The organism is Facivitalis istanbulensis, assembly GCF_040560405.1.
Lineage (GTDB): Bacteria > Pseudomonadota > Alphaproteobacteria > Sphingomonadales > Sphingomonadaceae > Sphingomonas > Sphingomonas istanbulensis.
Genome location: NZ_JAVSCQ010000035.1, coordinates 1 through 10,927 on the forward strand (window position 1 = coordinate 1; position 10,927 = coordinate 10,927).

At 65.1% G+C, this 10,927-nt stretch carries 15 protein-coding genes; 10 read left to right on the forward strand and 5 right to left on the reverse strand.

Going from position 1 to position 10,927, the window contains the following annotated elements:
- Positions 1–339 precede the first annotated feature (339 nt).
- From RN629_RS15850 to RN629_RS15860, 3 genes are read left to right on the forward strand one after another with little or no spacing between them, the layout of a single operon-like run.
- Entirely contained in the window at positions 340–594 is a 255-nt protein-coding gene (locus RN629_RS15850) for a hypothetical protein (protein ID WP_407036112.1), read from the forward strand.
- Complete coding sequence (locus RN629_RS15855) at positions 591–1,187, forward strand: 3'-5' exonuclease (RefSeq protein ID WP_407036113.1); 597 nt, start codon at positions 591–593, stop codon at positions 1,185–1,187. Before RN629_RS15850 ends, RN629_RS15855 begins: the two co-directional genes overlap by 4 nt.
- Complete coding sequence (locus tag RN629_RS15860; RefSeq protein WP_407036114.1) at positions 1,184–1,378, forward strand: hypothetical protein; 195 nt, start codon at positions 1,184–1,186, stop codon at positions 1,376–1,378. The genes RN629_RS15855 and RN629_RS15860 overlap by 4 nt, the downstream gene beginning before the upstream one ends.
- A gap of 21 nt (positions 1,379–1,399) precedes the next feature.
- Here RN629_RS15860 and RN629_RS15865 read toward each other — a convergent pair whose 3' ends face one another.
- The 3 genes from RN629_RS15865 to traA are packed head-to-tail and all read right to left on the reverse strand — an operon-like array spanning position 1,400 to position 5,508.
- Positions 1,400–1,633: a helix-turn-helix domain-containing protein gene (locus RN629_RS15865; RefSeq protein WP_155646416.1), complete on the reverse strand. Its 234-nt coding sequence runs from the start codon at positions 1,631–1,633 to the stop codon at positions 1,400–1,402.
- Positions 1,630–2,343 (reverse strand): DUF6118 family protein, encoded by a 714-nt coding sequence (locus RN629_RS15870; RefSeq protein ID WP_407036115.1) that lies wholly within the window; start codon positions 2,341–2,343, stop codon positions 1,630–1,632. Before RN629_RS15870 ends, RN629_RS15865 begins: the two co-directional genes overlap by 4 nt.
- 12 nt (positions 2,344–2,355) lie before the next feature.
- On the reverse strand, positions 2,356–5,508 hold the full coding sequence (traA, locus tag RN629_RS15875; protein ID WP_407036116.1) for a Ti-type conjugative transfer relaxase TraA: 3,153 nt from the start codon (positions 5,506–5,508) through the stop codon (positions 2,356–2,358).
- A gap of 176 nt (positions 5,509–5,684) precedes the next feature.
- Here traA and RN629_RS15880 point away from each other — a divergent pair, with 176 nt between their 5' ends.
- From RN629_RS15880 to RN629_RS15910, 7 genes are read left to right on the forward strand one after another with little or no spacing between them, the layout of a single operon-like run.
- Positions 5,685–5,984, forward strand: a complete 300-nt coding sequence (locus RN629_RS15880; protein WP_407036117.1) for a conjugal transfer protein TraD — start codon at positions 5,685–5,687, stop codon at positions 5,982–5,984.
- A gap of 43 nt (positions 5,985–6,027) precedes the next feature.
- Complete coding sequence (locus RN629_RS15885) at positions 6,028–6,264, forward strand: conjugal transfer protein TraD (protein ID WP_407036118.1); 237 nt, start codon at positions 6,028–6,030, stop codon at positions 6,262–6,264.
- Positions 6,257–6,565: a hypothetical protein gene (locus RN629_RS15890; protein ID WP_407036119.1), complete on the forward strand. Its 309-nt coding sequence runs from the start codon at positions 6,257–6,259 to the stop codon at positions 6,563–6,565. Before RN629_RS15885 ends, RN629_RS15890 begins: the two co-directional genes overlap by 8 nt.
- A complete protein-coding gene (locus RN629_RS15895; RefSeq protein WP_407036120.1) occupies positions 6,562–6,846 on the forward strand; it encodes a hypothetical protein in 285 nt (94 codons plus the stop codon). Before RN629_RS15890 ends, RN629_RS15895 begins: the two co-directional genes overlap by 4 nt.
- Entirely contained in the window at positions 6,843–7,763 is a 921-nt protein-coding gene (locus RN629_RS15900) for a HEPN domain-containing protein (protein WP_407036121.1), read from the forward strand. The genes RN629_RS15895 and RN629_RS15900 overlap by 4 nt, the downstream gene beginning before the upstream one ends.
- A 2-nt stretch (positions 7,764–7,765) precedes the next feature.
- The gene (locus RN629_RS15905; RefSeq protein ID WP_407036141.1) at positions 7,766–9,424 is read left to right on the forward strand and encodes a type IV secretory system conjugative DNA transfer family protein; all 1,659 of its coding nucleotides are present in this window, start codon (positions 7,766–7,768) and stop codon (positions 9,422–9,424) included.
- 37 nt (positions 9,425–9,461) lie between these two features.
- The gene (locus RN629_RS15910; RefSeq protein WP_407036122.1) at positions 9,462–9,923 is read left to right on the forward strand and encodes a hypothetical protein; all 462 of its coding nucleotides are present in this window, start codon (positions 9,462–9,464) and stop codon (positions 9,921–9,923) included.
- A gap of 113 nt (positions 9,924–10,036) precedes the next feature.
- Here the strand turns inward: RN629_RS15910 and RN629_RS15915 are convergent, their stop codons facing one another.
- Entirely contained in the window at positions 10,037–10,507 is a 471-nt protein-coding gene (locus RN629_RS15915; protein WP_240530236.1) for a hypothetical protein, read from the reverse strand.
- Positions 10,489–10,917 carry a hypothetical protein gene (locus RN629_RS15920; RefSeq protein ID WP_141521615.1) on the reverse strand — a complete coding sequence of 143 codons (429 nt, stop codon included), beginning with the start codon at positions 10,915–10,917 and terminating at the stop codon, positions 10,489–10,491. The genes RN629_RS15915 and RN629_RS15920 overlap by 19 nt, the downstream gene beginning before the upstream one ends.
- Positions 10,918–10,927: the final 10 nt, after the last annotated feature.

Consider the following 10,927-nt stretch of genomic DNA (forward strand, 5'->3'; position numbering starts at 1 on the left):
CGCACCCTCCAGGTGATCCATGAAACGCGCCCCTCGCAGCCGTCAACGCCATGATTTATATGCGAAATATCACGATTACGACAGCGAAATCAGCGACTTACTTGGAGAATGTGGGTTACATTGAGAGGTTTCCACGCCTCTGCCCCCCTCTCGGCGGGCGCGTGTCGTTTAGAGGAAAAGCATTAAGAATTGCAAATAAAGTGCAGTCCCGCACGCTCGCGGCACTGTTCTTCGGCAAGTCGTTTAAACGATCTCAACCGACGCCGATCGGCGCTGGGGTGGTTCCATAGTTGATACACTGACAGCAGCGGTGATGCAGGAACTGATGCACCTCCATTATTGAGATTCATTCGCAAGAAGATTGCTGAAAAGGGCATCCTGCGCTATGAGGCCGGCATGGCAGAGGATGGATTTTTGATCGCGAAAGCGCGCGACGATCTCTGTTTCTACGAGGATCGCGCGCGCCAGGAGCGGGCCGCCGCCGAGTCGGCAAGCAAGCCCGAAGCGGCTTCCGTGCATCGCCTGCTGGCGATCGAATATGAGGCCCAAGCCCGCGAGCTGCGGGCGGAGCTGGTGATGGGGTGCGCGCCATGACCATCATCGCTCTGGATTTCGAGGCGTCCTGCCTGCCCCGTCATGGGCGATCCTATCCCATAGAGATCGGGATTGCCGATGAGCATGGCCTGATCCGCTCCTGGCTCATCCGGCCTCCCGATGCCTGGGCGGGCTGGGGCTGGACGCAGGAGGCCGAACGCCTGCACGGCATCTCCAAGGAACAGCTCGCCCGCGACGGCCTGCCCCCGGCGCGGGTCGTCGCGGAGCTGGAACCCTATGTGCGAGGCGCGCGCGTCATCGCCGATTCCCATTTCGACGCGCCGTGGCTGACGACGCTTTCGGCACTGGCGGCCAAGCCGCCGCCCTGCGCCATCGGTCATGTCGCGGACCTGCTCGAAGAGATGGGCGCGGCCTATGAGCATGTCGAGGCGGCATTGCGCCAGCTCGATCGCCAGCCCTTTCGCCGGCACCGCGCCGCCGAAGATGCCCGCTTCATCATCGCGCTCGTGCGCGAAGTGCGGGGCCAGGTTGAAAAGACGCGGAAAAGCCAGCCCGTCTTTGACTGGCGGCGCGCACCGCCGATCGCGCGCCCTTCCGCCTATCGACCGTCGAATGTGGGGAGTGTCCGGTGAAGCCGATCAAAGACAGCAAGCGTCGCGAAGAGATGACCCAAGAAGCCGTCGCGCTGGTCAAAAAGGCGATGAAATTATTCGACAAGGCGGGCCAGGACATGGCCGCCCTTCATTGTCAAGAAGCGGTCGAAATGGTCGAGGATGGCCACGTTTCCCGGCTAGAAATGGAACGGGTGCCAAGCAATAGCTGAACAGACCGGGCGGCGCGATCGTCACTCGCGGAATAGGTCCACCACATGACAGCCCAGCGCGCCCGCTATCGAATCCAACAGTTCCAACGTGGGGTTGCCGCGTCCGTTTTCTATGCGCGACAGATACGACGCGGCAACGCCCGATCGCTCCGATAATTCTACCTGCGACATTGCGAGTTGCACGCGGCGCTCGCGGCAATTTCGACCGACAAGCATCTGGCATTCCTCTGCCCCGGCAATAGCTGGCTGGTTCATGATTTTTGTCCGCTATCCGCTTTGACCTCAATCGTGCAGCGCACCGGCTTTGCCGCCTTTTCCGCCTGCTCACGGCATTTCTGCACCGTCTCGCGATTGGCATCCGTCAGCGGTGAGGCCGCGACGATCAGCGCCCAGCTCTCCGGATCGGCCGCCTGCATCAACCGCTGCCCCGCTCCCCACGGTCCCGGTTCATTCAGAACGCGGGTCGCCATGCGCTCGGGCCAGCGCCAGCTATCGGGGGTCGCCCGCGCGAGCGGGCCGGCAAGGAAGGCATAGAGCAACAGCCCTAGCACCACGCCGCAAGCGCCGATGACATACAGCCAGCGATTTTGCTCGTCGCCGCGCCGCGCCGACGCGAGCCGGCTACCGATCTCGCGCGCGGCCTGGTCCAGCGCCGTGCGCGCCTCGGTGATAAGGCGCTGATCCTCGCGCCGCGCATTCGTGGCGGCGCTGGCGATCTCGCCCGCCATATGCGCCGGGTCCATCGACAAGGCGGGGCTTTTCCGCATCGCCGCGACCTGCTGGGCCAGCACGCCCAATATTTCCTGCGTCTTGGTGAGCGTCGGCTGATAGTCGGGTATCTCGATATTCTCGCGCGCAGCGGTCAGTCCTTCGACCGCAAGGCGCAGCAACGACACTTCGCCGCGCAGCTTCTCGAACGCCCGCGCCGGATCGTCCGCGTCGTCCAGACCATCACCCTCGCCCATTATCGCTTCTCCTTACCGGCTAAGGCCACGATCGCGGCCAATCCCAAGTTCGTGCGTCAACTGGTGGCTAAGGTCGCGCCCGCGCCCCATGCCCATCTCAAGCCCCAGCTCGCGCTCACGGCCGCGCAGGATCGATTCCACCTGGGGATCGCGCTCAAGGCTTTTCGCCATGCCCGCCATCTCCTTGCCCGCCTTCTCCCGGCCCGTCATGTCCCCGGCGCGATAAAGCCGGTCGCGATCCTGGGAGAGCTGTTGCCAGCGTTCCACGAACCGATCGGCGCGCAAGTTCGGATCGGCCCGCACCTTGGCCTCATGCGCCATCGCATCCATCATCGGGCCGCTGCGCCCTGCCGCCGCCTCATGGAGCAAGCCGGGTTCGCGCTGGAACGCCGATGCCATATCGCGCGAGGCCCCCGCCCTGATCTGGTCCAGCGCCTCCGTCGCGCGCTCGAGCGCGACCTTCTGATGCTCCAATACCGGCCCGCCCGATGCGCGGGCCTGCAACACCGCCTCGGCCGAACGCGAGGCCCGCTCGACCGCGCGCCGGAAATCATGGGTATGGCCCTGCTCGGCACGCGCCGGGGCTTCCTTCGCCGGCGTCGGCGTGCGCGACGACAGTTTCAGCCCATCGAACATGCCGCGCTTGGGGGCGGCCTTTTCCTTCGCGCCCTGCACTGGCTCGGCCGCCTTCGCCGGCTCGGCCGACAGCTTCAAGCCGTCGAACATGCCGCGCCGCGGCTGTCGCTCGGCCGCGGCCTTCCCCTCGCCAGCGCCGCGGCCGCTGGCTTCATGGGGGCCGATCTCGCGCGGGCGTGGATCTTCGCCCATCTGGCGCATGGTGCCAGCACGCGGGCCAAGAAGCTCCACACCCTTCCGCTCGGGCGCATCCGGCAATCGGATCTCGCCCGACAGGCCGCGCCGATCGGCGAACGCTTGCGCCCCCCTCTCAAAATCAGCGCCGTCGCGGTCCCGATACATGGGATAATCCGACGCCATATCCTTCGCCCGCTCGCGCGACAGCGTGCGGACAAGCCGCCGATCGTCGGCGAAGTCGTCGCGGCCGTAATGGAGCTGCACGCCGTCACGGTGCCGCGACAACGCCACATAGGCCGCATGGCGGTCCATGCCGGGGGTGGCGAGGACATGCCCCTGATCGACCGTCACGCCCTGCGATTTGTGGATGGTCGCGGCATAGCCATGATCGACATGGGCATAATCCTTGAGGTCGAACGCCACCTGTCGGCCGTCATCGAGCCGCACCGCCATGCTGTCGGCCGACACGCGCTCGACCTTCCCCAGCGTGCCGTTCTTCACGCCCATGCCGCGCTCGTTTTTCAGGAACATGATGCGGTCGCCGGTCGCGAAGTCGCGCGCGCCCCGCTCGGCCGAAATCCGCACGTCCTGCCCCAGCTCGCCGGCGTCGCGCAGCCGATCGCGCGCGGCAAGGTTGAGGTCGCGCACCTCGGCATTGGTATGGGTAAGGATAATCCGGGTCTTGTCGGGATCGGCAAGCCGCTGCGCGTCCCATGTGTCGATCAGCTCGGCGCGGGCCGCCTCGCGCGTCTCGGCCGCGTGGACCATGCCATGCTGCTCATAGGCACGGATCGCCTCGCCGGTCCTGCCCGTCGCCAGCGCCCGCGTGGCGTCCTTCTGCCAGTCCTCATGCTGCCGGCGAACCTCGTTGATCTCGGCCGCGCCGTGGCGCTCGGCAAGCGAGCGGAACGCCGCGCCCGCCTCGATCGCCTGCAACTGCTCCGCGTCGCCGACTAGAACGACCTTCGCCCCCGCCCTCTCGGCCTCGGACAATACGCGCTCCATCTGGCGCGTGCCGATCATGCCGGCCTCGTCGATCACCAGCACGTCGCGCGGGCCTAGCAGCTCGCGGCCCTGATCCCACTGATATTCCATACTCGCGATCGTGCGCGACTGGATGCCGGAGCCGCCCTCCAAGCCCTCGGCCGCGATGCCGGACAGGGCCGCGCCGCGCACCTGATAGCCCGCGCGCTCCCATTCGTCGCGCGCAACCCCCAACATGGTCGATTTGCCGGTGCCGGCATAGCCCACGACGATTGCAAGGTCGTTCTTGCCGGTGATATGGGCCAGGGCGTCCTTTTGCTGGCTTCCCAGCGCAAGGCTTCCACTCTCGGCGGTGTCTCGCCCCCCCATTTGAGACGCCGCCGAGAGACCATGCCCTGCCCGATCCGCAAGCCGATCGCCGGCCTGACTCAACCGCTGCTCGGTGTCGATCATGTCGCGCGACGTGAACCGATCCTCGCCGCGCCCATCCTTCCCCAGCGCCACCAGCTCGGGCGAGGTCCGCACCGCGCTCATCACCTGGTCGAACTGGTCCTTGCCGTCGCTGTGGCGGAACGCGAACTGCGCCAGGTCGCGGCGCGTGAACGTCGCCTGCTGCCGCGTGATCGCGTCCAATGCGATCTCGGGCCGCGCAATGATCTTCTCGCCATTCTCGCGCGCGATCCGGGCATGGTCCTCAACCCGTTCCGCCTCAAGCCCCTGTTCGGGCATACGCGATGCAGCCGGCCCGATCTTGTGTTGCGGCTCAAGGTCGATCCCCTGCGCCGCCAACGTGCGATGGTCGATCCGCGCGTCAATATCCAGCTCGGCAAGCCGCTGGTTCACATGGTCCGCCCACGCCTCGCGCCACTCCTTCAGGAGCGCCGTGCTGTTCCACTCGACAACCTTCTTGCCGAAGCCGTCCGGGCTGATTTCGCGCATCGACAACATGACATGCGCGTGCGGCTTGGGCTGGCCGTCCTTGCCCATGTCCCAATGCACATTGAGGTCGGCCACCATGCCGCGTTCGACGAACTGCTTTTCGACGAACTCGCGCGCGAGCGCCACGCCCTGCTGCTGGTTCATCTCACGCGGAATCGAGAACTCCACCTCGCGCGCAAGCTGGGCGTCCTTGCGTTTCTCGCCGGCCTCAACCTCGTTCCACAAGGTCGCGCGATCGTTTAAACGCTCCGGCGCACCTTCGGGCAGCATGATTTCCGAATGGACGACGCCGGCCTTGTTCGAGAAATCATGGTCGCGCCCGAGTCGGTCATCGTGCAGCCGTTCCGCCGCACGATAGGCCGCGCTGGCAACGGCGCTCGATCCACTGGAGCGGCCGATGACTTTCGCGGAGAAATGGTAGATCGCCATGACAACGCGAAACTTACCCTTCTTAGCGCAGGTCGGCAACGACCTATAAGCGCGCACTCACCACTCTCTGCCGTTCGCGTGATTGACTTCGCCGCATTTCTGTTCGGAACCGCTGTCCTGCCAGCGCGATCGTGCTACTGTGCGGCTTCTGTTCGACGGGCGCGAGGGAGAGAATGATGCGAAAGACGCGCGACTATGACGCCGAATTGCGGGCACTGAGCGACAAGGCCAAGTCTATCAAGGCGAAGAAGGTCGAGCAACTTGGGCTACTGGTAACGGGGACCGGGGCCGATGCGCTCGATCTGGACACGCTCGCCGGTGCGCTGCTCGCCGCCGTGGAATCGGCCGACGCGGAAGAAAGGGAGGCGTGGCGCTCGCGGGGCGCGGCCTTCTTTCAAGGACGCGGGCGCAAGGCTGGGCGACGCTCTGGCGGCAACGGCGAAGGCGGAAACCCGACTGGCGCAAGCGAGGCATAGGGTTGAAGCCGCCGCGCGCCGCACCGATACGAGAGGATGGGTCGTGGCTCGCCGCGAGCGCACGCGCCATCTCATAGAGCTGGGCGGCCTCGTCCAGAAAGCCGGCCTCGTCGATCTGACCGACGACGATCGCGCAACGCTCTATGGCGCGATGCTCGATCTGGCCGCCCGCGCGCGCGACGATGGCAACGCTCTCGCGCTCTGGAAGCGGCGCGGCAAACGGGCCTTCGACGCGGAAGCCGAAGGACAGGACAACGCGGAAGGAAACGCCCATGACTGACACGTCGCGCCTCTCCTGGCAGCTCCTGATGGTGGGGCCGGGAATCGACCGCATCACCCCCGACATTCAGGACAAGCTCGCCTCGCTGCTCGATCTGCTTCCCGCCACCGCGACCATCAATGTCCAGACCGATGCCGGCTATGTCACCATCTCGCGCGACTGGCCCAGTCACCGCATGGAAACCGTCGATAGCCTGGTGGACGAAATCGCCGCCGCTCCGGGCATCACCCATATCGCGCTGCCCGACGATCCCGCGCGCAACGCCATCGCGCAGCCGACAAGCCAAGGGCAGGAACCGTGACGCGCGCCCTCGACATCGCGGCGATCCGCGCCCAGGTCCGCGCGCTCGATTATGTGCGCGGCACCCCCGCCGAAGTCACGATGTGGCGCGAAGGCGATGCCGAAGCCCGCGCTAATCTCGCGATCGAAGGCATGGACCTCGACGCCGGCGAACATGCCCTGTTCGACATGCTGCGCGAGGAAGCCGTGCCCCCTCCCCTCGCCACGGCGATCGTCCTAAAGCTGCTCGATCATCCCGACGCAGACCCGGCGCTGGCGATCACGCCGGCAACGATCGAATGACGATGCGGGCCGATCTCGATCATCTCCCCGCCGCCAAACGCCGCGAGCTGGAACGGGTCGCCCGCGTCCTGTTCGATGAATTTGAGGATGCCGTCAAAACCAAGCTCTCCGACAAGCGCAAGGGCGGCCGCATCCTCAAGCTGATCCTGTTCGGCTCCTACGCGCGCGGCGATTGGGTCGAGGATCGCGCCAGCGGCTACATCTCCGACTATGACCTGCTCGTCGTCGTCAACTCCGAGACCTTCACCGATCTGCAAACATGGTGGGCGGTCGCCGACGATCATCTGGTGCGCGAGCTGACCGTCACCCGCCACCTCTCCACCCCCGTCAATTTCATCGTCCATTCGCTGATGGACGTGAACGACCAGCTCGCGCGCGGCCGTCCCTTCTTCGCCGACATAGCCCGCGATGGCATTGCCCTCTACGAAGCGCCAGGACAGGGCCTCGCCGTGCCGCGCCAGCTCGACGCGCAGGAACGCCACGCCGAAGCCCTGCGCCATCGCGACCATTGGTTCCCGCTCGCCGCGCACGCGCTCAAGCTCGCCCAGGACAGCATTGCCGACGGCGTGCCGCGCGATGCAGCGTTCATGCTCCACCAGGCCGTCGAGCGGGCTTACAATGCCGTGCTGCTCGTCCTGACGCTCTACGCGCCCAAATCGCACCGGCTCGGCATCCTGCGCTCGCTCGCCGAAAATCTCGATCCCCGGCTGATCGAAGCATGGCCGCGCGATACCCGCGCCGCCCGTCGCCATTTCGCGCAGTTGCAGCGCGCCTATGTCGAGGCCCGCTATTCCCACGCCTATGAAATCACCCCCGACGAACTGGCCTGGCTCGTCGAGCGCGTGAGGCATTTCCACACGATCGCCGCCGCGATCTGCGCCGAACATCTCGACAACGACAATGGGAGGGAATCCTGATGATGGAATGGTTCCGCCAGCTCGGCCGCGCAATCCGCAACCTCGCCCGCATGGCGCGCTCACAGCCGATATGGGCGGTAACGGCCCTCGTCACCAGCCCGGTTGCGCTCATCCGCCACCTGTTCGGCGTCGCGGTCCTGTTCCTCATCACCACGCTTGTGCTGGGGCTGGGGACGCAACTCGTCCTTCGCTCCCTGCTCGGCCTGCCGCGCGATTCTAATATCTACCAAATCGTGATGATGCTGGCGGGCCTGGTTATCATCCTCGTCACGCTGCGCGCCCTCTTCCAACCACTGATCCTGCGCTATGGCGGCCCTGACGGCGACGACACGCACGGCTCGGCCCGCTTCGCCTCCGATCGCGAGACAAAGCCCCTCGCCGGCGACGCTGGCCTGCTGATCGGCCGCGACCGCAAATCGGGCAAGCCCCTGCGCTATGCCGGCCCTTCCCATCTGCTGACGATCGCGCCAACGCGCACCGGCAAGGGCGTGGGCACCATCATCCCCAATCTGCTCGACTATCCCGGCCCGGTCGTCTGCATCGACCCCAAGGGCGAGAACGCGCGTATCACCGCCCACTACCGGGCAAGATTCGGGCCGGTCCATGTTCTCGATCCCTTCGGCGTCACTGGCATGGTCGGGGCCGCGTTCAACCCACTGGATCGCATCGACCCTGCCGGCCTCGATCTCGCCGACGACTGCATGACGCTGGCCGACGCGCTGGTCTATGACGCCCCCGGCGAAGCTGGCGAGGCGCATTGGAACGAGGAAGCCAAGGCGTTGATCGCCGGCCTGATCCTGCATATCGTCACCAGCGAGCCGGCGAGCACACGGACCCTTGCCACGCTGCGCGACCGGCTCACCCTCGCCCCTGCCGCCTTCGCCGCCCAGCTAGAAGCCATGCAGGCGCAAGGCGGCCTCGCCGCGCGCGCCGCCAACCGCCACCTTGGCAAGTCCGATCGCGAAGCCGCTGGCGTGCTGTCGGCCGCGCAGCGCCATACCCATTTCCTCGATTCCCCGCGCATGACGGCGGTGCTGGGACATTCCGATTTCACGTTCGCCGATGTGAAGGCGCAGCCTACCAGCGTCTATCTGGTGCTGCCGCCCGATCGGCTCGCCACCTATGCCCGCTGGCTGCGCCTGATGCTCGCGCAAGGGCTGACCGATCTGGCGCGCGCGCCGGCCTCCCCTGCCCGCTCCGTCCTGTTCCTGCTCGATGAGTTCGCCGCGCTGGGCCGCCTCGAACCCGTCGAGCGCGCTATGGGCCTGATGGCCGGCTACGGCATCCAGCTCTGGCCGATCCTGCAAGACGTTCACCAGCTCCGCGCGCTCTACGAGCGCCGCGCCGGCACCTTCCTGTCCAACGCCGGCGTGCTGCAAGTGTTCGGGGTCAACGATCACGACAGCGCCAAGCTCGTCTCCGATCTGCTCGGCCAGGAAACGGTCGTGTTCGAGACGATGAGCCGCGCGATCGACAGCGACGAAACCGGCATATCGTTCGGCGCGCAGCATGTCGCGCGGCCCCTGCTCACGCCCGATGAGGTCCGCACGCTGCGCGAGGATTTGCAGCTCCTGTTCCTCGCCGGCCAACGGCCGATCGTCGCCGCAAAGCTGCGCTATTTCGCCGATCGTGAGTTCGCGGGGAAGTTCGACAAGGTGTAGAGCGTTTAAACGCTCTCAAACACAAGGTATTTCGACCATGCCAAATGAACGATTTGAGGAATTTGCCGATCGTTTCATGAAGAGCATCGGCGAGCCAGGCTGTGACCTACAAGCATTGGTCGATGAGCTGATAGAACTGCACGCTGTCGAGCGCGACGAATTTAACCGCGTCCGCCTGATAAGTATGCACATCGCGTTGACCAACATCGCCGCCGAAGGGTTGGCCAAGGCACAAGTTCCAGGTGATCGGATCATCGGCTTTCTGGCCGATAACCTTTCGACTTACCATCTCATGCTCCGCCAGGAGAGCTTGGTTGACGGGCAGATCGACAAGGCCGTGCTTTTGCGCGTGACCGAACGCGAAATCACCGCTGGCCGCATGAAGGGCAACGATCCGCTCCGGGCATTTGCCGAAGGCGGCGAATATGTTCGCGACAATCCGATGGAGGGCCTTTTTCACGCTGATCCATCGGCCGACGACAAACCAGTCCTGAATTGAAGCGATAGCGCCGACGCGCCACAAGGGCGCGAATGTATAGGCGTATACAAATATAGGGGTCAGTTTCGGTAGGGGGCGGAATGACACCCTAAGCGAACTGTCAAGCGCCGCTGTTATCGCAGACGCGCTGGCTCGGGGATTTCGTCGGCCTCGCCCGTGGTGGCAAAAACCTCCTCGCGGATGATCCGCTCCGTGATGATCATCAGGTGGGCGCTGAGCGCGTCGCTCAGTTCCTGAAATTCCGGCCACAGCGTGTTGTTGACGAAGCTGGCAGGGGCATGAACCATGACCGTCTGGCGGTGCATGCGCGTGTAGCGGAACGGACGCAGCCCATAACGGCGACACAGGGCGGTGAATAATTGGCGCGACCATGGGTCGGAAATGGAAAACTTGAACTCCTCAACCTTTTCTCGCGACTTTGTTTCGGAAAATTGGCGCCGTATGCGCTCAGCGGCAGCGCCCGCCGCGGCCTTTTCACCGGCGGTTGCCGCCCCGGCAAACAGGGCCTCGATCTTGCGCAATTTCTCGCGCAGCCGTTGTTCGGCGTCGATTTCCCGCGTGGGTTTCAATGTCGAGTTGGCCACGGCGCGGTAAGGCCGGCCTCGTCCGCTCCGTTGAACAGCCCTTCGACAAACCCTTCTGCCTCCTGACTGCGCACCAGGCCAAAATTGCCGAGATTGGCCGCGGTGGGTTCCAGCGGCACCGGCATGGCCCTGAACGGAACCTTGGGATCCTGATGGGCCGACATTTCGTTCCAGAGCCCCATCACCAGCGCGCCAAGCAGTTCATTGGCGTCTTCCATACTATCAAATTCGGGCAATTCGCCGCCCCAAAGGTCGGCAATCACCGTCATGGGCTTCACGTCCGGATCGGGACTGGCGATGGCGCCCAACAGTCGGGTGCGAACCTCGTGATAGCCAACCGGGCAATCGTGTTTGGCCAGCAGGGCGCGGATCACCCTGTCGCCGGGCAGTTTAGTCGCTGCTTTTGCCATCGCAATGCCT